We start from the raw sequence: 23,343 nt of genomic DNA on the forward strand, positions 1-23,343 counted from the left end.
CGTCACCTCGGACCATGATGGTGTGCCTGGAGTTGCGGTGACACCGCCAGGATCGTCACCGTTTCGGCGGTCTGAACGGCCGGGTACTTGCGCGATCCGCCCCGCCCGTGTGGACTACGGCCAATGCTTCGCGCACGCGCGTGGCTGAGATTCCCCCGAGCTCACAGGAGCAGGGGGTTCCGACATCCCAAGAAATGATCAGGAGGCAACCCGTGAGCGCGACCGCGGACCACGCGGAGGAGCGGACGAACCCTGCCGCCAGGCTGGGGTTCCAGCCCGGGCAGGTGGTCCAGGAGATCGGCTACGACGACGACGTGGACCAGGAACTCCGCGAGGCCATCGAGGGCATCGTCGAGGGCGACCTGGTGGACGAGGACTACGACGACGTGGCCGACGCCGTTGTGCTGTGGTTCCGTGACGACGACGGCGACCTGACGGATGCGCTGGTCGATGCCACCACGTACATCGAAGAGGGCGGTGCGATCCTGCTCCTCACGCCGAAGACCGGCCGTTCGGGCTATGTGGAGCCGAGCGACATCTCGGAAGCCGCCACCACGGCGGGTCTGACGGCGTCCAAGAGCGTCAGCGTCGGCAAGGACTGGAGCGGCAGCCGGCTGGCGACGCCGAAGGCCGCCAAGTCGAAGCGTTAGCCGTACCGCACGTCAGCCGTTCGGAGGGGCGGGCCGGCATCGTCGGCCCGCCCACCGGTCTGCGCCGGTCCCTGCGTAGGGTGGGGCCCATTCGAGAAGCCCCACGAAGGGACACCCACAACGATGGCGATCCAGGTCGGCGAGAAGGCCCCCGACTTCGAGCTCAAGGACAACCACGGCGCGAGCGTGAAGCTGTCCGACTTCCGCGGTCGGAAGAACGTGGTGCTGCTCTTCTACCCCTTCGCCTTCACCGGCGTGTGCACGGGTGAGCTGTGCGAGCTGCGGGACAACCTGCCGCAGTTCTCCGACCGCGACACCCAGCTGCTCGCCGTCTCCAACGACTCCATCCACACCCTGCGCGTCTTCGCCGAGCAGGAGGGCCTGGAGTACCCGCTGCTCTCGGACTTCTGGCCGCACGGCAACGTCTCGCGCGCCTACGGCGTCTTCGACGAGGACAAGGGCTGCGCCGTGCGCGGCACCTTCGTCATCGACAAGGAGGGCGTCGTGCGCTGGACGGTCGTCAACGGCCTGCCGGACGCGCGCGACCTGAACGACTACGTGAAGGCGCTCGACACCCTGTGACGCCGGTCGGGCGTCATGCGCTCGACACCCGCTGAATTATCGGCTTCAGGGCCTGCGTGGGGCGGGAACCCGTCACTAGGATCGACTCGTTGATCCGACATCCGAGCACAACGGGGCATCCCGCCCCCGGACACCAATGGAGGACTCGTGGGAGTCAGCCTCAGCAAGGGCGGCAACGTATCGCTGACCAAGGAGGCGCCGGGCCTGACCGCGGTCATCGTCGGTCTGGGGTGGGACGTCCGCACCACGACCGGCACCGACTTCGACCTGGACGCCAGCGCGCTGCTGCTGAACAACTCCGGCAAGGTCGCCAGCGACCAGCACTTCGTCTTCTTCAACAACCTCAAGAGCCCCGACGGCTCCGTCGAGCACACCGGCGACAACCTCACCGGTGAGGGCGAGGGCGACGACGAGCAGATCAAGGTCAACCTGGCCGCGGTCCCGGCCGACGTCGAGAAGATCGTCTTCCCGGTCTCCATCTACGACGCCGAGACCCGCCAGCAGTCCTTCGGCCAGGTCCGCAACGCGTTCATCCGCGTCGTGAACCAGGCCGGCGGCGCCGAGATCGCCCGCTACGACCTCAGCGAGGACGCCTCCACCGAGACCGCCATGGTCTTCGGTGAGCTCTACCGGCACGGCGCGGAGTGGAAGTTCCGCGCCATCGGCCAGGGCTACGCCTCGGGCCTGCGCGGCATCGCGCAGGACTTCGGTGTGAACGTCTGAGCCATCTGACGGGCCCTGGCGACAGGGCCCCCAGGTCTTCCTGTCCGGCGCCGCACGGTTTACGTGCGGCGCCGGACGTGCAGGACCACCTGAGAAATACCACCCGGGGAGGGACAGCATCATGGGCGTCACGCTCGCCAAAGGGGGCAACGTCTCCCTGTCCAAGGCCGCACCGAACCTCACTCAGGTGATGATCGGGCTCGGCTGGGACGCGCGCTCCACCACCGGAGCCCCGTTCGACCTCGACGCCAGCGCGCTGATGTGCAGCGGCGGCCGCGTGCTCGGGGACGAGTGGTTCGTGTTCTACAACCAGCTCAAGAGTCCGGACGGTTCCGTGGAGCACACCGGTGACAACCTCACCGGTGAGGGCGACGGCGACGACGAGTCGCTCCTGATCGACCTCTCCAAGGTGCCGCCCCAGTGCGACAAGATCGTCTTTCCCGTCTCCATCCACATGGCCGACGAGCGGAACCAGACCTTCGGCCAGGTCAGCAATGCCTTCATCCGCGTGGTGAACCAGGCGGACGGCCAGGAACTCGCCCGCTACGACCTCAGTGAGGACGCCTCCACCGAGACCGCGATGATCTTCGGTGAGGTCTATCGCTACCAGGGCGAATGGAAGTTCAGGGCCGTCGGGCAGGGGTACGCGTCGGGACTGCGGGGCATCGCACTGGACTTCGGGGTCAACGTCACGTAACGCGATATGAGCAAAAACCAGGGCCCGGTGGGGTGCGGAGGGGGGCCGACTAGACTTCGGCTTCAAAAGTTCGTAAAGCCGGGTACGGCGCGGGGGAGCCCCGTACACACACGATTGGGTAGCCAGTGGTTCTGAAAACCTTCGGGTGGTCGTTCGCGGTCACCGCGCTCGGCCTGGTCGCGGCGGTCCTGTTCGGCGGGTGGACCGCGCTCGGCATCGTCGCGATCCTCTCCGTCCTCGAGATCTCGCTGTCCTTCGACAACGCGGTGGTCAACGCCGGGATCCTGAAGAAGATGAATGCCTTCTGGCAGAAGATCTTCCTCACGATCGGCATTCTGATCGCCGTCTTCGGTATGCGCCTGGTCTTCCCTGTCGTGATCGTCGCGATCAGCGCCCAGCTGGGCCCCATCGAGGCCGTCGACCTCGCCCTGAGCGACAAGGACCAGTACCAGCAGCTCGTGACGGACGCCCACCCGGCGATCGCCGCCTTCGGCGGTATGTTCCTGCTGATGATCTTCCTCGACTTCATCTTCGAGGACCGGGACATCAAGTGGCTCGGCTGGCTCGAGCGCCCGCTGTCCAAGCTCGGCAAGGTCGACATGCTGTCGGTCTGCATCGCGCTGATCGTCCTGCTGATCTCGGCAATGACCTTCGCGACCCACGCCCACCAGCACGGCGGCACGCACGTCGACAAGGCCGAGACGGTCCTGCTCTCCGGCATCGCCGGTCTGATCACGTACATGATCGTCGGCGGTCTCTCCGGCTACTTCGAGGACAAGCTCGAAGAGGAGGAGGAGCGGGAGCACGAGGCGGAGGAAGAAGCCGAGCGCAGCGGCAAGCCCCGCTCCGCGGTCCAGCTGGCCGGCAAGGCCGCCTTCTTCATGTTCCTCTACCTCGAGGTCCTGGACGCGTCCTTCTCCTTCGACGGCGTCATCGGCGCCTTCGCCATTACCAACGACATCGTCCTGATGGCCCTCGGCCTCGGCATCGGCGCCATGTACGTCCGGTCGCTGACGGTCTACCTGGTCCGCCAGGGCACCCTCGACGACTACGTCTACCTGGAGCACGGCGCGCACTACGCCATCGGCGCGCTCGCCATGATCCTGCTGGTCACCATCCAGTACCAGATCAACGAGATCGTCACCGGCCTCATCGGCGTCGTCCTGATCGCCGCCTCCTTCTGGTCCTCCGTCCGCCGCAACAAGGCACTGGCGGCGGCCGAGGGAAAAGCCGGCTCGGACGAGAAGACTGAGGTCTCGTCCGGGGTGTGACACCCCTCCGGGTGAGGAACGCTCTGTGCGGGGCGGCCACCGAGGTGACTCCTCGGGGCCGCCCCGTCGGTCGTCAAGGGCCGCGGGTACGGCGAGGACCCGCGGTCACCTAGGGAACGTGGGGGCGGAATGGGCCTGTTCGACGGACTCCGGCGCGGGCACGATGTGCAGTTCGACTCGGGGCACGCGGCAACCAACGCGATCGAGCTGACCAAGCGGCGCGCGCAGATATCACTCACCAAACAGGGCGCGGCCACCGGCCATCTCCGGGTCAACCTGAGCTGGCGGATGCGCACCTCCGACATCGGCGGCCCGCAGCGCGAGAGCCTGCTGCGGCACCCCTTCAGGGCACTCAAACCGCCCGAGGTCATCGGCCACAGCCAGAGCGTGGTCAACGTCGACCTCGACCTGGGCTGTCTGTACGAGCTCCAGGACGGCAGCAAGGGCGTCGTCCAGCCCCTCGGCGGCTACTTCGGCGACGTCAACGCCCCGCCGTACGTCAAGCTCAGCGGCGACGACCGCTTCGGCTCCGCGTCCGGCGAGACGATGTACATCAACCTCGACCACCGCGACAGCATCAAGCGGCTCCTGGTCTTCGTCTACATCTACGACGCGACACCCGCCTTCGACCGCGCCCACGCCATCGTCACCCTCTACCCGAGCAACGGCCCCCGCATCGAGATCCACCTCGACGAACGCCAGCCGCAGGCCCGCTCCTGCGCCGTCGTCATGATCGAGAAGGTCAAGGACGAGATCATCGTGCGCCGCGAGGCGAAGTTCGTCTACGGCTTCCAGGCCGAGCTGGACCGGTTGTACGGCTGGGGGCTCCAGTGGGGCCGGGGCTACAAGACGAAGGTCGAGCGCTAGGCGGACCCCCTCGAGTACTGGTCCTGCCTAGCGTCCGATGAACTGCGGGCCCTGCGGGGGCAGGCGGAAGTCCGGGTCGGGGGCCGGGGCCGCGACCGGCTCCGGGTAGCCGTAGCCGGACTGGGCCCCGGTGACGCCCGCGGTCGCCGGTGTCTGCGGGTAGCCGTAGGCGGGCTGGCCGGCGGGCTGCGGGTAGCCGTACGCCGGCTGGGTCGCCGGGGGCTGCTGGGGCGGATAGCCGTACGCGGGCTGCGGGGGCACCACGGTCGGCTGCTCCGGCGGCAGCGGCCGGGACACCTCGGGGGCGGGCTGCTGGGTCGTGGCCGGGGGCTGCTGGGTCGTGGCGGAGGTCGTGGACTGTGCCGGGTCGGCGGTCGCCGGCTGCCTGTCCGTCTCCTCCATCGCCTCCGACTCGTCCACCGAGATGCCGTAGTCGGTCGCGAGCCCCTGAAGCCCGTTCGAATAGCCCTCGCCCAGCGCCCGGAACTTCCAGCCCTCCCCGCGCCGGTACAGCTCACCGCAGATCAGCGCGGTCTCCTGGCCCGTCTCCGGCTTGACGTCGAAGTACGCCAGAGCCTCCGCGCCGGAGCCCGCCGCGTCGTACAGCAGGATGCGCAGGGCCCGTACGTGGTCGAACGTGACGCCGTCCGCCGAAGCGACCAGCAGAATCCGGCTGACTCCCGACTCGACACCGGCGAGATCTGTCTGGATCGTGTCGGTCAGGCCCTCGGTGACCCGCTTCTTGCCGAGCCGCCACACCTTCCCGGAAGGGTGCCGGGGCTGGTTGTAGAAAACGAAGTCCTCGTCGGAGCGCACATGACCGTCGGGGCCGAGGAGCAGCGCGGAGGCGTCGACGTCCGGAACCCCCTGCCCGGGTGTCCAGCGCAGCACGGCGCGCACCGTGGTGGCTTCCAGCGGGACGTTCGACCCCTTCAGCATCGCGTGCGTCATGCGGTCATCCTGCCTTCTCGGTCCTGCTCACGACAACGCGGGGCCCGAGGTACCCCGAGCGGCGCCGACGGCCCTCGGGGACTACCGTCGTCATGGCCGGGCCCGGCTGTGCTTGCCCGCGTTACCTGAAATTCATGCCTGACGGGAACCTCTGCCATGGACTTCTACGTACTATTACCGGCCAGCTTTCGACGATTCGCAGGTCGCACAACCACCACGGGGGAGTTCCATGCGGCATTTCGGGCACATCGCCCCTGAGGTGCGGAAGCGTCTCTTCTACCGCGAGCCGTGTACGTTCACCGCGGATTCGCCGGGCTGGCTGCTCTCGGCCGCCCTCGGCGCCACGCTCTACAGCCCGGCCACCCGGACCCGCCTCGCCGACGACATCCTCAAGCAGGCCGGTCGCGGCGTGGTCTCCATGGTCCTGTGCCTGGAGGACTCGATCGACGACGCGGAGGTCGGCCCGGGCGAGGAGAACCTCGTCCGCCAGCTCACGGCCCTCGCCGACCGCCCGGGCGCGGACCTGCCGCTGCTCTTCATCCGGGTCCGCGTACCCGAGCAGATACCGGATCTGGTGCGACGCCTCGGGCCCGCCGTCCGGCTGCTGTCCGGATTCGTACTGCCGAAGTTCACCGAGGAACGCGGCATCCCCTTCCTGGAGGCGCTGGCGACCGCCGAGGCCGAAGGCGGCCGTCGCCTTTTCGCCATGCCGGTGCTGGAGTCGCCGGAGCTGCTCTACCGCGAGTCGCGCGTGGCGACCCTGGAGGGCATCTTCCGGGCGGTCGACAAGTACCGCGACCGCGTCCTCGCCCTGCGCCTCGGCGTGACGGACTTCTGCTCCTCCTACGGGCTGCGCAGAGGCCCCGACATGACGGCCTACGACGTGCAGATCGTCGCTTCCGTGATCGCCGACGTGGTGAACATGCTGGGCCGCGCCGACGGGACCGGCTTCACCGTGACCGGGCCGGTGTGGGAGTACTTCCGGGTCCAGGAGCGCATGTTCAAGCCGCTGCTGCGGCAGAGTCCCTTCCTTGAGGTGCAGGCCGCGGAACTGCGCGAGAAGCTGATTGAGCACGCCATGGACGGCCTGCTCAGGGAGATCTCCCTGGACCAGGCCAACGGACTGCTGGGCAAGACCTGCATCCACCCCTCGCACGTGCTGCCCGTGCACGCCCTGTCGGTCGTCAGCCACGAGGAGTTCTCGGACGCCCAGGACATCCTGCGCCCGGAGCGCGGCGGCGGGGGTGTGCTGAGGTCGGCGTACACGAACAAGATGAACGAGGTGAAGCCGCATCGGGCCTGGGCCGAGCGGACCCTGCTGCGCGCCGAGGTTTTCGGCGTGGCGAACGAGGACATCGGCTTCGTGGAGCTGCTGGCGGCCGGCCTGCTCGACTGAAGGCACGGCATCCGAGGAACGCAGGCTCGCCGGGGAGACCGGCGGCATCGAAGCAGGGAATTCATGGAGAAGGCAGTGAACGTGGGGGTGCGTGACCAGGTGCGCGACGGCGATGGCGACGGTGTCTGGTCGGGCAGCTGGGTCGCCGAGCGGCTCGGCGTCGAGCTCATCGGCGACGACCGGCTGACCGGCCTGCTCGGGCTGGCACTGCGCCGCAACCCCAAGCGGGCCCACCTGCTGGTGTCGAACGTACTCGGCAAGCACGTCCCGCAGTCGCCGTCCGTGGTCTACGGCTACGGCTTCGAACTGGGCCGCCGGGTGCGTGAACTGCTGGGCGCCGACGAGGCGCGCCGCGCCGTCGTCCTCGGCTACGCGGAGACCGCGACGGGACTCGGCCACTCCGTCGCCGACGGACTGGGCGCCGCACCCTACCTGCACTCCACCCGCCGCCCCGTCGCCGGCCTCGCCCCGGCCGGCGGCTTCGAGGAGTCCCACTCGCACGCGACCTCGCACCTGCTCCTGCCGGAGGACCCCGCGCTGCTCACCGGCGACGGGCCGCTGGTGCTGGTCGACGACGAGTTCTCCACGGGGAACACCGTGCTGAATACCGTCCGGGATCTTCATGAGCGGTATCCGCGGCGGCGGTACGTCGTGGTGGCGCTGGTGGATATGCGGTCCGCGGCCGACGCGGGTCGGCTGGAGGAGTTCGCCGGGGAGATCGGCGCCCGCGTGGACCTGGTCGCGGCGGCCTCGGGGACCGTACGGCTGCCGGAGGGGGTGCTGGAGAGGGGGCGGGAGCTGGTGGCGCGGTACGAGGCGGAGAGTGCCGCGGAGGGTGGTTCGTCGGCTGCGGCGCCGTCGTGGCCGGTCGCGCAGTTCCCCGCGCCCCTTGAGGGCGTTGCAGCCAACGCGCTAGGGGCGCGGGGAACTGCGCGAACAGCCCCCACCGGCCCGCAGCCGGACGACAACCGTGCCCACCCCCACGTCACCCGCATAGACCTGCGCTGGCCCGAGGGCCTGCCGGACGGCGGCCGGCACGGCTTCACCCCCGCGCACCGGGAGCGCCTGGAGGCCGCCCTGCCCGGCATGGCCGCCCGGCTCGCCGACGCCCTGCCCGCCGATGCCCGCCGCGTGCTCGTCCTCGGCTTCGAGGAGCTGATGTACGCCCCGCTCAGGCTGGCCCGGGAGCTGGAACAGGCGGTCGGCGCGGACGTGCGCTACTCCACCACCACCCGCTCGCCCGTCCTGGCCGTCGACGACCCGGGCTACGCGATACGCACGCGCCTGGTCTTCCCCGCCCACGACGACCCCGCCGACGGCCCGGGCGAGCGGTACGCCTACAACGTCGCCGGTGCCGGCTACGACGCCGTGATCGCCGTCGTCGACTCGGCCGCGGACACGCCCCCGCTGCACGCGCCCGACGGACTGCTGGCGCAGCTCGCGGCGCACACGCCGCAGGTCCTCCTCGCCGTCGTACCGTCGTACACCCCCGAGGCCCCGCACGCCCCCGAAAGGCCCTCCATGCTGCCCGAGCCCCTCCGCGGCCCCGCCTTCTCCTCGTACGCGCCCGAGGAGGTCGGCTGGCTGCTCCAGGACCTCTCGGACGTGACGCTGGAGGCGCCGACCGAGGAGCGCGAGGAGGCGATCCAGAGCGGCGGGGCGCACTACGCCGAGTCGCTGCCCGTGGAGTACCAGCCGAGCGAGCAGTACCAGGAGCTGTTCCACGCCGCGCTGGAGGACTCGGCGGCCCGCATCGCCCAGGCGGTCGGCGTGGTCACCGAGACCGTCCTGGCCGAGCGGTCGCCCCGCCCGGTCCTGGTCTCCCTCGCCCGCGCGGGCACCCCGATCGGCATCCTCATGCGCCGCTGGGCCCGGCACCGGCACGGCCTCGACCTGCCGCACTACGCCGTGTCGATCGTCCGCGGTCGCGGCATCGACGCCAACGCGCTGCGCTGGCTGGCCCGGCACCACGACCCCCGGGACGTCGTCTTCGTCGACGGCTGGACCGGCAAGGGCGCCATCACCCGCGAACTCGCCCAGGCCCTGGAGGAGTTCGAGAAGTCCGACGGCATCACCGGCTTCGACCCCGAGATCGCGGTCCTGGCCGACCCGGGCTCCTGCGTACGGACCTACGGCACCCGCGAGGACTTCCTCATCCCCTCCGCCTGCCTCAACTCGACCGTGTCCGGCCTGATCTCGCGGACCGTGCTGCGCGCCGACCTGGTCGGACCGCACGACTTCCACGGCGCGAAGTTCTACCGCGAACTCGCCGGCACCGACGTCTCGGTGGCCTTCCTGGAAGCCGTCTCCGCCCGCTTCCCCGAGGTCACGGACGCCGCCTGCGCCCAGGCCAAGGAACTGCTCGCCGCCGACCGCTCGCCCACCTGGGAGGGCTGGGCCGCCGTCGAGCGCATCAGCGAGGAGTACGGCATCCACGACGTGAACCTCGTCAAGCCCGGCGTCGGCGAGACCACCCGCGTGATGCTGCGCCGCGTGCCCTGGAAGGTCCTGGCACGCGCCGGGGCGGGCAGCGACCTCGACCACGTCCGCCTGCTGGCCGGGCAACGCGGCGTGCCCGTCGAGGAGGTGGCCGACCTGCCCTACACCTGTGTCGGCCTCATCCACCCCAAGTACACCCGGGGCGCGACCGGCGCCGACGGCAAGGCGGTGACGGTCTGATGCCCGCACTCGTCGCGAGCGACCTCGACCGCACCCTGATCTACTCCGCCGCGGCTCTGGCGCTGACCATGCCGGACGCGCGGGCGCCCCGGCTGCTGTGCGTGGAGGTGCACGAGAGCAGACCGCTGTCGTACATGACGGAGACGGCGGCGCAGCTCCTCACCGACCTGGGCGACGCGGCCGTGTTCGTGCCGACGACGACCCGCACGCGCAAGCAGTTCCTGCGCATCAATCTGCCGGGCCCCGCGCCCACCTACGCGATCTGCGCGAACGGCGGCCACATCCTGGTGGACGGCGTGTCCGACCCCGACTGGCACGCGCAGGTGACCGCGCGGCTGGCCGAGCAGTGCGCGCCGCTGGCCGAGGTGCAGGAACACCTGCTCAGGGCCGCCGACCCGGTCTGGGTGCGCAAGCACCGCGTCGCCGACGACCTCTTCGCCTACCTCGTCGTCGAGCGTGAACTGCTCGACGAGGACTGGGTGAAGGAACTCGCGGTCTGGGCGGAGAACCGCGGCTGGACCGTGTCCCTGCAGGGCCGCAAGATCTACGCCGTGCCCAAGCCGCTCACGAAGAGCGCGGCGATGCGCGAGGTCGCCCGGCGGACCGGGGCGGACCTCACTCTGGCTGCCGGTGACTCCCTGCTCGACGCCGACCTGCTCCTCGCGGCCGACCAGGGCTGGCGCCCGGGGCACGGGGAGCTGGCGGACAGCGACTGGACGGCTCCGGCGATCAGGGCGCTTCCCGAGCGGGGGGTGCTTGCGGGGGAGCGGATCCTGCGGGAGCTTCTGCGGACGGTTCGGGGTGTCGCCTAGGAGCTCGGGGGGTGTGGTGGTCGTGCGTGTGCGGGTTCGTTGTGGCTCGTCGCGCAGTTCCCCGCGCCCCTTGCGGGGCGTCGTAGCAGCCGTACTCCGATGAACGCCGCCACCGCCAGGGCCGCCACGATGAGCACCACCTTCGAGTACGCGGAGACCATGTCCGTCACCTGGTGCCAGTTCGCGCCCAGCAGGTAGCCCGCGAGGACGAACGCCGTGTTCCAGAGCGCGCTGCCCAGCGTGGTCAGCCCCAGGAACACCGGCAGGCGCATGCGTTCCACACCCGCCGGGACGGATATCAGGCTGCGGAAGATCGGGATCATGCGGCCGAAGAACACGGCCTTGGTGCCGTGCCGCAGGAACCACGCCTCCGTCCGCTCGATGTCGGAGACCTTCACCAGCGGCAGCCGGGCCGCCATCGCCACCGTCCGGTCACGGCCGAGCAGCGCGCCGATGCCGTACAGCGCGAGGGCACCGATCACCGAGCCGGCCGTCGTCCACAGCAGGACCGCGAGCAGGCTCATCCGCCCGCTGGACGCGGCGAACCCGGCGAGCGGCAGGATCACCTCGCTGGGCAGCGGCGGGAACAGGTTCTCCAGGGCGATGGCGAGACCGGCACCCGGCGCGCCCAGCGCGTCCATCAGGTCGTTGACCCACTGCGGCCCGGCGTCCGCTGCGATGGCTGTCATGCCGCCACGCTAGGGAACCGAAGCTGAAGGACTCCTGAGGAAACCCGAGGAGAGGCGTCAGCCGCAGCAGCCGCCTCCGCAGCAGCCGCCACCGCCGCCACCCGAGCGGGGTGCCGGTGCCGGGGCGGAGGCCGCGCCGCCCACCGCGACGGTGGACAGGAGCTTCACCGTGTCGTCGTGACCCGAGGGGCATGCCGCCGGAGCGGAGGACTGGGCCATGGGACGGCTGAGTTCGAAGGTGTCGCCGCAGGTCCGGCAGCGGTACTCGTAGCGAGGCATGGGGACAGACTAATCCGCACCGGCGGAAATACCGCCCTTCGGGATTCCTTTTGATCACTCTTGCCATGCCGGTGTGGAGGTCCTGTAAAGGCCGCTGATAGCTTTCGATCGTCACGAGGAGCCGCAAGGCGGGGGGACATGAGGGCTCGTTGCCGTCGACCACGGCAGCCATTGCCCTTCCGCGCGAGCACCACCGTGAGGGGGAGGGAGACAAGCCGTGCACAAGGCTGGGCGGGAACCGGACGAGACCATGCAGTTGAAGGTCCCCGCTTCCATGAACGCGGACGAGACCGTGCTCTTGCGCACCGTCGAAGTGGCCGCCACCGACAACGCGAACCCATCCTCCGCCACGGCCCCGGACGGCAGCGCACCCGGCAGATCGCGCCATCGGCGCAGGGCCCCCCGGCCTTCCCTCCTGTCCCGGATCCCGGCCGCGGGCCCCAGGCTGAACCGACTCGTCACCCGCGTCGGGTCCCACGCCCACCGCCTCCGCCCCCGTTACCCGCACGCCGACCGCACCGGCTGGCGCCGCTGGGTGCCTTCCTGGCGGCAGTGGCTCGGTGCCGCGCTGACGTTCACCGGCCTGACCGTCGCCCTCCTGGGCTCCGCCTACGCCGCCACCGACATCCCGGAGAACCTCAACTCGTACGCCACCCAGCAGGACAACGTCTACTTCTGGTCCGACGGGACGCCCATGGCCCGCACCGGCTGGGTGCGGCGGCAGGACATGCCGCTGAAGGACATACCCGAGGACGTCCGGGGCGCGGTGCTGGCGGCGGAGAACGCGAGTTTCTACAGCGACCCCGGCATATCCTTCAGCGGCCTCACCCGCGCCCTGTGGCGCACCCTCGGCCAGGGGGAGACCCAGGGCGGCTCCACCATCACCCAGCAGTACGTCAAGAACGTGTACCTCAACCAGGACCGCTCGGTCGGCCGCAAGTTCACCGAGGCGATGCTCGCCCTCAAGCTCGACAACGAGATGAGCAAGGACGACATCCTCGAGGGCTACCTCAACACCAGCTGGTTCGGCCGCGGCACCTACGGCATCCAGCGCGCCGCCCAGGCCTACTACGGCAAGGACGTCGGCGAACTCGACGCCGGCGAGGCCGCGTTCCTCGCCTCCCTCCTCAAGGGCGCCGCGCTCTACGACCCGGCCCTGAGCAAGGCCAACCACGCCCGGGCGGTGGAGCGCTGGTCCTGGATCCTCGACCGCATGGTCGACACCGGCGCGCTGTCGAAGTCCGAGCGGGCCCGGTACAAGGATTTCCCCGAGCCGCTGAAGCGGACGCCCGGGTACGACACCGGCAAGCAGAGCGACTATCTCGTCGAACTGGCCGCCCAGTACGCCAAGAAGGCGGCGCACCTCTCGGCCAGGGAGTTCGACCTCGGCGGCTACCAGATCTACACGACCTTCGACCGCAAGCAGGAGACCGCGCTCACGGAAGCCGTCGACAAGGCCCGCAAGCGGGCGCGGAAGGACGACGCGGCCAAGGCGAAGTCCCTGCACTTCGGCGCCGCCTCGGTGGCCACCGACGGGCGCATCCTCGCCGTCCACGGCGGCCCCGACCATCGCGAACAGGGCTACAACGAGTCGAACGCCACCACCGTCCCCGCCGGTTCGGCCTTCCTGCCGTTCGTTTATGCCGCCGCCCTGGAGAACGGAGTGCACAAGACCCGTGAGGGCCCCGCGACCGCGGTGACCCCGCAGACGCTGTACGACGGGGACGACGGCATCGCCGTCACCACACCCGAGGGTCCCTACTGGGACCGCGGCGGCAAGAAGGTCACCTCCCACAACGACGGCAGGAAGTCGTACGGGCGCATCAGCCTGAGCCGGGCGCTCGCCCTGTCGGTGAACACGCCGTTCATGCAGCTCGGCATGGACACCGGCCTGGACACGGTGCGGGACACCGCCCAGCGGGCCGGCCTGCTCTCCTCCAGCTTCGGCCCGCAGGTGCCCGCGATGTCCCTGGGCAGTGCCACGCCCAGCGCGATCCGCATGGCGAGCGGCTACGCCACGTTCGCAGCCGCCGGCACGCACGTCGAGCCGTACTCGGTGGCCCGGATCACCCGCAACGGCTCCGAGGTCGCGCTGACGAAGCCCGCGTCCCGCCGTGCGGTGAAGGCGGCCGTGGCCGAGGCGGTCCAGTCCGCCCTCACCGACGCCTTCCGCACCGCCCGCCCGCAGGCGGCCGCCACCGCCACGGTGGCCGGGAAGGCCGGCACCACGCAGAACGACACCGCCGCCTGGTACGTCGGCACGGCCGACTCCGTGTCGACGGCCGTGGTGGCCTACCGCATCGACCTCGCCAAGAGCCTCGAACCCCTGCCGCTGAAGGGGATCGCGGGCTCCCCCGGCGACAGCGTCCCGTACCGCATCTGGTCCGGTGCCCGCGGCATCGGCTGACCCCGCGCCCGGCACCGCCCCGTACCCCCACCCCCTTCGCAGAATGAGCCGCGCATGACACCGCCCTCCGGCCGCCGCCGACGACCCCGCGCCCCTCGCCGCACCGCGCCTGCGGGGATACTGACCCTGGCGGCCGTCCTCGTCGTCGCGTCCCTGGTCGCGGGCTATCTGGTCCTGACCCGCTCGGACACCACCACCCCGACCGCCTCCTCCGGGGCCCGCAGGGCGTCCCCCGCCAAGCCGGATCAGGAACCCCGGTGGGACGGCAGGGCGAAGGTCCTGGGGGACGGCTCCACCTCCTACACGGGTCCTCCCAAAGGCCAGTTGAAGCCGGTGCCGCTCAAACCGGGCGAGAAGCCGCCCCAGTTCGTCGTCTTCTCCTGGGACGGCGCGCTGCAGGGCGACGACGGGCTCTTCTCGCACTACCGGGAGCTGGCCGAGGAGTACGACGCCCACATGACCTTCTTCCTCACGGGCATCTACCTCCTGCCCAAGAGCAAGAAGGACCTCTACACCCCGCCCCAGCACGCCAAGGGCTCGGCGGCGATCAGCTTCGCCACCGACGAGCACATCCGCACCACGCTGGAGCAGCTCGGCAAGGCCTGGCAGGACGGGAACGAGATCGGCACCCACTTCAACGGCCACTTCTGCGGCAAGAAGGGCGGCGGCGACTGGAGCGTCGCCGAGTGGAAGAGCGAGATCGACCAGTTCTACGACTTCGCCGAGAAGTGGAAGACCAACACCGGCTTCCGGGACGTCGACCCGCTGCCGTTCGACTTCAGGAAGGAGGTCACCGGCGGCCGGGCGCCCTGCCTCGAGGGCCAGAAGAACCTGCTGAAGGCCGCCAAGGACTACAAGTGGCGCTACGACGCCAGCTCCGCGGGCGACTTCCAGATATGGCCCGGCAAGAAGAACGGCATATGGGATTTCCCGCTGCAGATGCTCCCTTACGAGGGTGGCAAGTACCAGGGCCTGTCGATGGACTTCAACTTCCTCTACAACCAGTCCGAGGGCGAGATCGAGGGCGACCCGGCGAAGTACCCCCAGTGGGAAGAGGAGACCGTCGCCTCCTACATGTCCGGCTTCAACCGCGTGTACTACGGCAGCCGCGCCCCGCTGTTCATCGGGAACCACTTCGAGGACTGGAATGGCGGCATCTACATGCGGGCCGTCGACCGGGTCGTCAAGGCCATGTGCACGAAGAAGGACGTCAAGTGCGTGTCCTTCCGGGAACTGGCCGACTGGCTCGACGTGCAGAAGCCCGCAACCCTGCAGCGACTGCGCGGCCTGGACCCGGCGCAGTCGCCCGACTGGTCGACGGTCGTGAAGTGACCAGGGTTCGGAAGCAACAGACGCAACAAGAGGGGAAACACCAGTGAGATCAAGAAAGTTGAGCGGGACGCGGCGGCGCGTCACGATAGTCGGCGCCGCGGCGACCTCGGTCGTCGCCGGAGTCGCCCTGCTGCCCCACTGGAGCGCGGGCGCGGCGGTCAGCGACGATCCGACGGTGGACGCGCGGACCAGGGCCACCTTCCAGCGGCTGGCGGACGCGGTCTTCACCGACCGCACCAACGCCCTGGTCGACGCAGGGCAGGCCGACGCGGACCAGCCGCTGACCGACGGCTTCTCCGGCGACGTCGCGCTGTCCACCGGCACGGCCCGCACCGAGGACGCCACCCTGTCCGCGCTGGGGCAGCGCAGGGAGAGGCTGGCGAAGGCCGGCGAGACGTACCGCGACGCCAGCACCACCGTCACCCTGAACGCCACACGGGTGACGGGCCGTACGGCCAAGGCGGAGGTCACCGAGACCACGACCCTGACCTACGCCCGGACCCGTGGCGACGCGCCGAAGACCACCGGATTCCAGGCCCGGCACGAGCTGACCTTCAAGGCCGACCGGCAGGGCGACTGGCGGCTGACCGGCATCCGCGACACCGACCAGGGCGGTCTCGCGGTGAACACGCTCTCCAAGCCGGCCCCCGTCAAGGCGACCGCCGCCGACAACACCACGCCGAGCGCCCCGCGCGCGGCGGTCACCCGCAACCCGGCCGCCGCCCCGAAGACCGGCACGACGTACGACTACAAGGCCATGGCGGCCTACGCCGAGAAGTACTGGAACGTCTTCAACAAGGACTACCCGGACTTCAGCGGCCACGGCGCCGGCGGTGACTGCACCAACTTCGTCAGCCAGTCCCTGAAGGCGGGCGGCTGGAAGCACGCCCCCGGCTACGTGTACGACTACACCAAGTGGTTCGGCAACGCCGACATCCAGTCGGACTCCTTCGTCGGCGTCAACGAGTGGTCCTGGTTCGCCCAGAACTCCAAGCGGACCAAGCCGCTCGCCAACGTCTTCCAGCTCGAGGTCGGTGACGTCCTCCAGGTGGACTTCGACAGGGACGGGTCCAAGGACCACACCATGATCGTCACGTACAGGAGCGGCGGTGTGCCGTACGTGACCTACCACTCCAACAACACCCTCCGCAGGTCGGTGGCGAGCCTCGTCGCGTCGTACCCGAACGCGTACTACTACGCCTACCGCACCTGAGACCGGACGGGGGCCGGGCTCAGTGTCCGGCCCCTCGCTCCTCGCGGATCTCGGACACCACGCGGGACACGGCCCGGCGTACGGCTTCCGTTTCCATGAGGAAGTGCCAGTAGTCGGGGTGGCGGCCGTCGAGGGTGGCGATGGCGCGTTCCAGGCGGGACACCGCGTCGTCCAGCGGGCGGGCGTGGCGCGGGTCGGGGGTGTTGCGGCCGGCCATGGCCAGGCGCTGGGCGTCGCGGATGGCGAAGCGGGTGCGCTCGATCTCCTGCTGGGGGTCCTTCTGCACGGCGTTCAGGCGGTGCAGGCGGTCGCCGGCGGCCGAGACGGCCTCGTCGGTGCTGTTCAGCAGGGCTCGTACGGTCGACAGCAGGGCCGTGGCGTCGGCCCAGCGCTGCTCGTCGCGGGCGGACCGGGCCTCGGCCAGTTTCGTCTCCGCCTGGCGTACGTTCTCCGCGGCGATGCCGGGGACGCGTTGCAGGTCCTGCCAGCAGGCCACGGTGAAGCGGCGGCGCAGTTCGCTCAGGATCGGCTCGACCTGCTCGGAGCGGGTGGTGAGGGCCTGGGCGCGGGTGCGCAGGGAGACCAGCCGGTGATCGATCTGGGCGGCGCGCTCCGGCAGCCGCTCGGCCTCCACGCGGACCGCCTCCGCCTCGCGCGTGACCCGCTCGGCCCGCTCCAGGGTCTGCGGTACGCCGTGCTGCCCGGCGCCCTGGTTCAGCTTGGTGAGCTCGGGAGACAGGGCGGCGAGACGGGCGGCGAGATCGTCGGCCTTCAGCCCTGTCGCCCGTACGGAGTCGAGGGCGTTGGAGGCGGCGAGCAGGGCCTGCCGGGCGCGCTCGACCGCCGGGGCGAGGCGGGCCAGCTGGGTCTCGGCCTTGCCGAGCAGCGGGCCGAGGCCCTCGGTGAACCGGTCCAGCTCCTGCTTGACCCGGCCGAGCTCCTCCTTGGCGGCGGTCAGCTCGGTGCGGGCGCGGGCGGCGGACGAGGCCTCCAGGTCGTCGCGGTCGAGGTCGTGGGCGTCGACGGCGTTGATGTACTGGTGGCTGGCCTCGTCGATGCGCCGGCCGAGCGCGTCGAAGTCGGCGACGGCGCGCCGGGCGGCGGGGGAGGCGTCGACGGCGGTGATCGTCTCGATGGAGATGCGCAGGTCGCGCTGTGCGGTGTCGAGCTCGTAGAAGGCGGCCGCGGCGGCGTCCTTCGCGGCCTGTGCCTCGGCCCGCTGGCTCTCGGCCCGGCCGCCGAACCAGCGCCGGGTGCCTCCGCCCGCGAAGGCGGCGGGCAGCGCCAGCGCGGCCAGCAGGGGCAGTGCCATGAGGGTGAGCGCGTCACGGACCGGGCCCGGGGTGTGGGGGAGGCGGCGGCGCGGGCGGTGTGCGCGCGGCAGCGACGGCGAGTACGGCTGCGCTGGAGTCGCCGTCACATCCCTCTCCCGTGCTGTCGTCCACCCTGCCCGGTGTCATTCTCCCACCGGTTAAGGACGAACACACGGGCCGGTTAGTTCGCTGTTCGGACCGTCACTTTGCCGTCACCGGTGTGGGCGGACACCACATGGGAGCTGCTCTCGTCGCGGGGGACGGACACATCCACGCCGCCGTCACCGGTCTCGGTGGTCACGCGGTAGGCGGCCTTGGGCAGCGCGATGGTCACGGACCCGTCGCCGCTGCGGGACTCCACGCGGTCCGGTACGGCGCCGAGCTCCAGGCGGACCGAGCCGTCGCCGGTGCGGGTGCGCACGTCACGGGAGGAGACGTCCGCCCGGATGGATCCGTCGCCGGTGCGCATCCGGAGGGGGCCGGTGGTGTCGGTGACGCGGACGGAGCCGTCACCCGTGCGGATGTTCAGGGGGCCGGTGGTGTCGGTGACGCGGACCGAGCCGTCGCCGGTGCGGATGTTCAGGGGGTCCCGGAAGCCGTGGGCGCGCACGCTGCCGTCGCCGTCCTCGACCTTCACGGTGACGCCCCGCGGTACCTCGATGCGGTGCTTGGCCGAGCAGTCGACGACGAAGCCGGAGCACTTCAGCCGCAGCACCAGCCGGTCGTCCCGCATGGACCAAGTGACCCTGGGCTCCTTGCCGACGACGACCGAGCCCTGGAACCACCGGGTGACCTCGATCTTGCCCGCCGGGTTCTTGTCAGCGGCGACGATCTCGAGGGCCGAGTCGTCGGAGTCGACGGTGAGCGTGCGGTTCTGGAGGTCGAAGGACCGGCGGTCGGGGTCGGTGTCGTCCCCCGCGGACGCGCCGCAGGCGCTGAGACCGGCGACGAGCACCACGACGGCACCGGCGACGGCGACCGCGCGGGCCGAGACAGTGCGGGTGGCGCCGGCGGTGCCGGCAGTGCGAGTGGTGCGGGCCATGACGATCTCCCCCTGGACGGTCGTAGAGCGCTTTCGAGCGCTCTACGACCGTATGGATCCAGAGCCCGCCGGGGGATCCGGACCGCTCCCGGAAAGACGGTGGGGTTAACCCCCGGGCCGACCCACGGATCGGGTTTGCGGGACCGTGCCCCGGGCAATGTAGGCTGTCGACTCGTCCTGGGCGCACGGCCCGGGAGCCGGGTGCGTAGCTCAGGGGTAGAGCGCCTGCCTTACAAGCAGGATGTCGGCGGTTCGAAACCGTCCGCGCCCACCGGTACCGAGCAGCAGGTCAGAGGCCCTCCAGGGATCACCTTGGAGGGCCTCTTCCTGTACCGCACGACGGAGGGAATCAGGTCAGCAGGATTCCTCGAACTTCACCGCTGTGAGCGTCACAGGCCGGCCGTCCAGCTTTGCGCCGGCGGCGGGCTCCTGGCTGCACACCTTCCAGTTCGACTCCATGAGGACCATGCGGTCCTGGCCGGAGGCATCGTTGACGGTGATGCTCGTCGAAGCGTCGAGGCTCTGGCGGGCGACCTTGACGGCCTTGCCCTTGAAGTCGGGCATCGTGCCGCCGGCCGCCTCAGGGGCGGCACCCTCGTCCTTGGCCGGGCAGTCCTCTTCGAGCTTGACCGTGGCGAAGTCGACCTTGGTGTCGGTGGAGTGCTCGCCGGCCTTCGGGGTCTGGGAGCATACCTTCCAGTTCCGGTCGAACGCCTGCATGCGTCCGCGGCCGAGGGCGTCGTGCGAGGTGAGGCTGTAGAAGCCTGCCTCTTGGGCCTGGTCCTGCGCGGACTGGAGGCCCTTGCCGGTCATGTTGGGCAGCGAGGCGGTCTCGGCCTTCGTGGTGTCGTTGCTGGTGTCGGCCTTGTCGTTGCTGCCTTGGCTGGGCTCGGAGCTGTTGCCCCGGCCGGTCTTGGAGTCGTTGCCGCTGCTCGTGTCGGTGCCCTCGCAGGCGGTGAGTGTGAGCAGGGCGGCCGCGATGAGTGCGGCTGTGGTGGTGCGCTTGTTCATGGTGTCCCCCCATGTGTGGTGCAGGTGCTGAGGGAGCATCATGCGTCGCGTGAAGGCAGTGTGGTTGCGGAGTGATGTTCCTGTGACACGAATGGGTGTGTTGCGTCCGTTTCCAGGCATGCGGATCTGCGGCCCATGGTGAGGATCGTCAGAAGCGCCCCGGGCCCACATCGGCCTGGGGCGCTTTCTCGGGATGCTCGCCCGCTACGGGGCTCCGTCCGTCTCCTCCGGCGGAGCCTCGTGCGCGTGCTTCAGTTCCGAGCGGGCCGCCACCCGCTCGGGGCCGGAGAGTTCGGACCAGTAGCGGTGCGTGCTGATGAACACCGCGAGCTCGTGTTCACGCCGCCGGAGCTTCTCCACTTCGGTCTGTTCGTCGGCTGTCCAGCCGGGGGAGGCGGGGCGCTCCACCTTGCGCCAGCCGTTGTCGTCGCTGAAGCCGTCCAGGGGTTCGACCGACCAGGGGAGGCGCTTCAGCAGGGCCGACAGCTCGGCCCGGACCTGATGGAGTTCCTCCTGGCCGGCGAGGAGGTCACTCGGAAAGTCATAGGTCGTTGCCACGGCCCAATGATACGCCTGTTCGAATTGGCCAGGCGAGTTCCTTCCCGTGGTTCATGCGAACGGGCGTGACCGAGCGCTCCAGTTGGCGGGCTGCTGCCCGAGTGGCCTCAGTCGGCTGCCATCGCGCGGCGGACGCTGTCGCGGAGCAGGGCGCGACGCCGCTCGTGCCGCTCGGGGGGCTCCTGTGCGGTCGCGGCGTAGACATTGCTGACCGGTGACCACGCCATGGACATGGCGATGACGACGGCCATGAGGTCGAACGGATCTCCCGCCACGACCTCGGTCCTTACCTGCGCCTGCTCTCCATGGACGGCACGCTCAGCCACCTCGGGTACCTGGGACCCGTCACCGTGGAGACCACCGACCTGCTCATAGGGCGCAAGAAGCTCAGCTCCGCAGGCAGCGGCGGCAGGCCGGCGACCGCCGCCATGCTGGACTTCTGCGCCGAACACGGCATCACCGCCGACATCGACCTGCTCCCTTCGGCACGAGTGAACGAGGCCCTCGACCGTCTCCGGCGCAACGACGTCCGCTACCGCTTCGTCCTCGACATGTCCGACCTGGGCTGAACGGCGCTCCGGGCCACTGCCTTCATGTCCTTACCGCCGCTGCGGTCGGCTTTCGCGGCGCCAGGCCGGATCAGCCTCTGCCCGGGGCCTCCGCGCCCGGGCCGGCGGACAGCTCGCCCACCACCCGGGCCGTCACCGGGGCCGCTACGCCGTGCCGCTCGGCCGCGCGGAGCAACGCGCCGCCGATGGCGTCCAGTTCGAGCGGCCGGCCCGCTTCGGCGTCGCGTTGCATCGAGGACTTCATCGACGGCGGGAAGGCGTCGTAGCGGGCGAGGGACTGCGCCGGGTCCGCCGGGCCGCCGCACGCGCGGCTGATCGCGGCCGTCTCCTCGACCAGTGCGGTCAGTTCGTCGCGGTGACGGGTGCGGACGTCTCCCAGAGGGACGCCGTAGCGGGTGGTCAGCAGGGCCATGGGGGCCAGGAACGACATCTTCGCCCACAGGGCCGCCGTCTCGTCGCCCTGGACCCGGGTGACCGGGCCGGCGGCGGTGAGGGTCTCGGCGAGGGCGTCGAGGCGGGCCCGGGGCACCTCGGCGCCGGTCAGGTCGATCTCCGCGAAGGGGCTGCCGTGGTCGATGACGCCCGGGGCGACGCGGGTCGACTCGACGCGGATGACGGCGGGGGCGACGAGGTCGGGGCGGTAGCGGGCGCGCAGGGTCGCCGGGTGTTCGACGCCGTTCAGGAACGGCACGAGGAGTCCGTCGGCCAGTGCCGCTGCGGGGACGCGCGCCAGGGCGGCGTCGAGGGCGGTGTGTTTGACGGCGACCAGGCACGCGTCGACCGGTTCGCGCAGCTGCGTGTCCGCCTCGACCCGGGCCGCGAAGTCGCCGAAGTGCGCGCTGCGGACCCGGATGCCGTCCGTGCGCAGCGCACGGGCCGTCTCCTCGCCGGACAGGCAGATCACCCGGTGGCCGGCGCGGGAGAGCAGGGCGGCGAGCAGACCGCCCACGCCGCCGGGGCCGAGGACGGCCACGGTGAGTTCGTTGCCCATGTCGGGTTCCTCTCGTCGGTCGGCCCCACGGTGGTGGCCGCCTCGAGAAGATCTTGGCAGGTGTCGCTGTCGTACGGGGGGGCGAAAGGGTGAGACTGGGGGCATGTGCCGGAGCATCAAGACCCTGCGTCCGCCCGCCCTGCCCGAGGAGGCCACGGAAGCGGACATTCGGGCTGCCGCGTTGCAGTACGTGCGGAAGGTGTCGGGTTTCCGCGCCCCCGCCGCTCACAACCAGGAGGTGTTCGACCGCGCCGTGGAGGCCGTCGCGCAGGCCACGGCCGAGCTGCTGGACGGGCTGGAGATCCGCGGCGCCGGGGTCCAGAAGGCCAGCTGACGCCTGCGCCCTGCCCCTACGAAACCTACGACACCCGCGACACCCGCGGCTCCCTGCGCATCAGGTACGCCGCCCCCGCCCCGGCCCCGAACAGCGCCGCCACCGACACCGCCGTCCCCAGCCAGCTCGCGCCCAGCCAGTGGGCGCCGAAGTAGCCGAGGGCGACGCTGTACACGGCCCAGGTGAGGCCCGCCAGGGCAGACCAGGGTAGGAAGTCGCGGGCGCGGCGGTGGGCGGCGCCCGCGCCGAGGGAGACGACCGAGCGGCCGGCGGGCGCGAAGCGGGCGAGGACGACGAGGGCGCCGCCACCCCGTGCGAGGGCCGTGCCGAGACGTTCCTGCGCGGTGGTCAGGCGCCGGGAGCGGGAGATCGCCCGGTCCAGCCGGTCGCCGCCGCGCCAGGCGAGGCGGTAGGCGGCGAGGTCACCGAGTACGGAGGCGGTGGCCGCGCAGAGGGTCAGTACCAGGATGTCGGGCACGTCGGCCGCAGTGCCCGCGGCCGCCGCCGTCGCCGCCGTGATCACCAGGACGCCGCTGGGCAGCACCGGCAGGAACACGTCGAGCAGGACGGACAGGGTCACCACCGCGTAGATCCATGGGCTGCCGAACAGCGACCCCACATGCTCCAGCACCGCAACTCCCCTGGTCCCCCGTGGGCCAGACCGTGCCGCGATGGCGCGGCGGAGCGGCAGGAGTGGCCGATGACAGCCATAGAGCGTACGCCTGGGGTGTGACGGGCCGTTCACGGGGGGTTCAGCACGGAAACTCCCCGCATGCACCGAAGCGGGGGCGCCCCCCCCCCCGGGGGGGGCCCCCCCCCCCCCCCCCCGGCCGGGGGGGCCCCCCGCCCCCCCCCCCCGGGCCCCCCCCCCCCCGGGGGCCGGGGGGGGCCCCCCCCCCCCCGGCGGGCGACCACCCCCGCGCGGCGGCGGCCCCACCCCGGGGCCCCCCCCCACCGCCCAGGTAGTCCACCCCCCA

At 70.8% G+C, this 23,343-nt stretch carries 22 protein-coding genes, 1 tRNA gene and 2 pseudogenes; 15 read left to right on the forward strand and 10 right to left on the reverse strand.

What is annotated here, in order from left to right:
• The first annotated feature begins 212 nt into the window (after positions 1-212).
• The 6 genes from ACIBL4_RS13130 to ACIBL4_RS13155 all read left to right on the forward strand — a co-directional run bounded on the left by ACIBL4_RS13130 (position 213) and on the right by ACIBL4_RS13155 (position 4,790).
• Positions 213-650, forward strand: a complete 438-nt coding sequence (locus tag ACIBL4_RS13130) for a DUF3052 domain-containing protein (protein ID WP_010048512.1) — start codon at positions 213-215, stop codon at positions 648-650.
• A gap of 123 nt (positions 651-773) precedes the next feature.
• Entirely contained in the window at positions 774-1,232 is a 459-nt protein-coding gene (locus ACIBL4_RS13135; protein ID WP_010048511.1) for a peroxiredoxin, read from the forward strand.
• Positions 1,233-1,379: 147 nt separating this feature from the next.
• Entirely contained in the window at positions 1,380-1,955 is a 576-nt protein-coding gene (locus tag ACIBL4_RS13140) for a calcium homeostasis/redox stress adaptation protein (RefSeq protein ID WP_399409266.1), read from the forward strand.
• A gap of 121 nt (positions 1,956-2,076) precedes the next feature.
• The gene (locus ACIBL4_RS13145) at positions 2,077-2,652 is read left to right on the forward strand and encodes a TerD family protein (RefSeq protein ID WP_356929080.1); all 576 of its coding nucleotides are present in this window, start codon (positions 2,077-2,079) and stop codon (positions 2,650-2,652) included.
• Positions 2,653-2,777: 125 nt separating this feature from the next.
• Positions 2,778-3,923, forward strand: coding sequence for a DUF475 domain-containing protein (locus ACIBL4_RS13150; RefSeq protein ID WP_399409268.1), 1,146 nt, complete (start codon positions 2,778-2,780; stop codon positions 3,921-3,923).
• Between the two features lie 129 nt (positions 3,924-4,052).
• Complete coding sequence (locus tag ACIBL4_RS13155) at positions 4,053-4,790, forward strand: Tellurium resistance (RefSeq protein WP_399409270.1); 738 nt, start codon at positions 4,053-4,055, stop codon at positions 4,788-4,790.
• A gap of 27 nt (positions 4,791-4,817) precedes the next feature.
• Here the strand turns inward: ACIBL4_RS13155 and ACIBL4_RS13160 are convergent, their stop codons facing one another.
• The gene (locus ACIBL4_RS13160) at positions 4,818-5,741 is read right to left on the reverse strand and encodes a TerD family protein (RefSeq protein ID WP_399409272.1); all 924 of its coding nucleotides are present in this window, start codon (positions 5,739-5,741) and stop codon (positions 4,818-4,820) included.
• Between the two features lie 229 nt (positions 5,742-5,970).
• Here ACIBL4_RS13160 and ACIBL4_RS13165 point away from each other — a divergent pair, with 229 nt between their 5' ends.
• The 3 genes from ACIBL4_RS13165 to ACIBL4_RS13175 all read left to right on the forward strand — a co-directional run bounded on the left by ACIBL4_RS13165 (position 5,971) and on the right by ACIBL4_RS13175 (position 10,628).
• The gene (locus tag ACIBL4_RS13165; RefSeq protein ID WP_399409274.1) at positions 5,971-7,137 is read left to right on the forward strand and encodes an HpcH/HpaI aldolase/citrate lyase family protein; all 1,167 of its coding nucleotides are present in this window, start codon (positions 5,971-5,973) and stop codon (positions 7,135-7,137) included.
• 63 nt (positions 7,138-7,200) lie between these two features.
• Positions 7,201-9,816, forward strand: coding sequence for a phosphoribosyltransferase (locus ACIBL4_RS13170; RefSeq protein ID WP_399409276.1), 2,616 nt, complete (start codon positions 7,201-7,203; stop codon positions 9,814-9,816).
• Entirely contained in the window at positions 9,816-10,628 is an 813-nt protein-coding gene (locus ACIBL4_RS13175) for an HAD family hydrolase (protein ID WP_399409278.1), read from the forward strand. Before ACIBL4_RS13170 ends, ACIBL4_RS13175 begins: the two co-directional genes overlap by 1 nt.
• Here ACIBL4_RS13175 and ACIBL4_RS13180 read toward each other — a convergent pair.
• Together ACIBL4_RS13180 and ACIBL4_RS13185 are read right to left on the reverse strand one after the other, a co-directional pair.
• A complete protein-coding gene (locus ACIBL4_RS13180) occupies positions 10,625-11,317 on the reverse strand; it encodes a DedA family protein (RefSeq protein ID WP_399409280.1) in 693 nt (230 codons plus the stop codon). The two genes, ACIBL4_RS13175 and ACIBL4_RS13180, sit on opposite strands and share 4 nt — an antisense overlap.
• 57 nt (positions 11,318-11,374) lie before the next feature.
• Complete coding sequence (locus tag ACIBL4_RS13185; RefSeq protein ID WP_399409282.1) at positions 11,375-11,596, reverse strand: zinc ribbon domain-containing protein; 222 nt, start codon at positions 11,594-11,596, stop codon at positions 11,375-11,377.
• Between the two features lie 250 nt (positions 11,597-11,846).
• Here ACIBL4_RS13185 and ACIBL4_RS13190 point away from each other — a divergent pair, with 250 nt between their 5' ends.
• The 3 genes from ACIBL4_RS13190 to ACIBL4_RS13200 are packed head-to-tail and all read left to right on the forward strand — an operon-like array spanning position 11,847 to position 16,548.
• Positions 11,847-14,003, forward strand: coding sequence for a transglycosylase domain-containing protein (locus tag ACIBL4_RS13190; protein ID WP_399409370.1), 2,157 nt, complete (start codon positions 11,847-11,849; stop codon positions 14,001-14,003).
• A 54-nt stretch (positions 14,004-14,057) separates the two neighbouring features.
• On the forward strand, positions 14,058-15,335 hold the full coding sequence (locus ACIBL4_RS13195) for a hypothetical protein (protein ID WP_399409284.1): 1,278 nt from the start codon (positions 14,058-14,060) through the stop codon (positions 15,333-15,335).
• 58 nt (positions 15,336-15,393) lie between these two features.
• A complete protein-coding gene (locus ACIBL4_RS13200) occupies positions 15,394-16,548 on the forward strand; it encodes an amidase domain-containing protein (RefSeq protein ID WP_399409286.1) in 1,155 nt (384 codons plus the stop codon).
• A 19-nt stretch (positions 16,549-16,567) separates the two neighbouring features.
• Here the strand turns inward: ACIBL4_RS13200 and ACIBL4_RS13205 are convergent, their stop codons facing one another.
• Together ACIBL4_RS13205 and ACIBL4_RS13210 are read right to left on the reverse strand one after the other, a co-directional pair.
• A complete protein-coding gene (locus ACIBL4_RS13205) occupies positions 16,568-17,968 on the reverse strand; it encodes a hypothetical protein (protein ID WP_399409288.1) in 1,401 nt (466 codons plus the stop codon).
• A gap of 74 nt (positions 17,969-18,042) precedes the next feature.
• Positions 18,043-18,903 (reverse strand): DUF4097 family beta strand repeat-containing protein, encoded by an 861-nt coding sequence (locus ACIBL4_RS13210; RefSeq protein ID WP_399409290.1) that lies wholly within the window; start codon positions 18,901-18,903, stop codon positions 18,043-18,045.
• A gap of 199 nt (positions 18,904-19,102) precedes the next feature.
• Here ACIBL4_RS13210 and ACIBL4_RS13215 point away from each other — a divergent pair.
• Positions 19,103-19,174: transfer RNA gene (locus ACIBL4_RS13215), tRNA-Val, on the forward strand.
• Positions 19,175-19,257: 83 nt separating this feature from the next.
• Here the strand turns inward: ACIBL4_RS13215 and ACIBL4_RS13220 are convergent.
• The 3 genes and pseudogenes from ACIBL4_RS13220 to ACIBL4_RS13230 form a co-directional block, all read right to left on the reverse strand.
• On the reverse strand, positions 19,258-19,914 hold the full coding sequence (locus ACIBL4_RS13220) for a hypothetical protein (RefSeq protein WP_399409292.1): 657 nt from the start codon (positions 19,912-19,914) through the stop codon (positions 19,258-19,260).
• A 204-nt stretch (positions 19,915-20,118) separates the two neighbouring features.
• Entirely contained in the window at positions 20,119-20,472 is a 354-nt protein-coding gene (locus ACIBL4_RS13225) for a hypothetical protein (RefSeq protein WP_399409294.1), read from the reverse strand.
• A gap of 107 nt (positions 20,473-20,579) precedes the next feature.
• Positions 20,580-20,750, reverse strand: a pseudogene (locus ACIBL4_RS13230) (TetR/AcrR family transcriptional regulator); the annotation flags it as partial.
• On the opposite strand from ACIBL4_RS13230, the pseudogene ACIBL4_RS13235 reads away from it, so the two are divergent.
• A pseudogene (locus ACIBL4_RS13235) lies at positions 20,745-21,041 on the forward strand (NAD(P)-dependent alcohol dehydrogenase); the annotation flags it as partial. The pseudogenes ACIBL4_RS13230 and ACIBL4_RS13235 sit on opposite strands and share 6 nt — an antisense overlap.
• Before the next feature lie 70 nt (positions 21,042-21,111).
• On the opposite strand, the gene ACIBL4_RS13240 reads toward ACIBL4_RS13235, so the two are convergent.
• A complete protein-coding gene (locus tag ACIBL4_RS13240; protein WP_399409296.1) occupies positions 21,112-22,032 on the reverse strand; it encodes a ketopantoate reductase family protein in 921 nt (306 codons plus the stop codon).
• A 103-nt stretch (positions 22,033-22,135) separates the two neighbouring features.
• Between ACIBL4_RS13240 and ACIBL4_RS13245 the strand changes: the two genes are divergently transcribed.
• The gene (locus tag ACIBL4_RS13245) at positions 22,136-22,366 is read left to right on the forward strand and encodes a DUF2277 domain-containing protein (protein WP_399409298.1); all 231 of its coding nucleotides are present in this window, start codon (positions 22,136-22,138) and stop codon (positions 22,364-22,366) included.
• A 25-nt stretch (positions 22,367-22,391) separates the two neighbouring features.
• Here the strand turns inward: ACIBL4_RS13245 and ACIBL4_RS13250 are convergent, their stop codons facing one another.
• The gene (locus tag ACIBL4_RS13250) at positions 22,392-22,997 is read right to left on the reverse strand and encodes a DedA family protein (RefSeq protein ID WP_399409299.1); all 606 of its coding nucleotides are present in this window, start codon (positions 22,995-22,997) and stop codon (positions 22,392-22,394) included.
• Between the last annotated feature and the right edge of the window lie 346 nt (positions 22,998-23,343).

The sequence above is a fragment of the Streptomyces sp. NPDC050416 genome (assembly GCF_044458845.1).
In the GTDB taxonomy this organism is placed as follows: Bacteria; Actinomycetota; Actinomycetes; order Streptomycetales; family Streptomycetaceae; genus Streptomyces.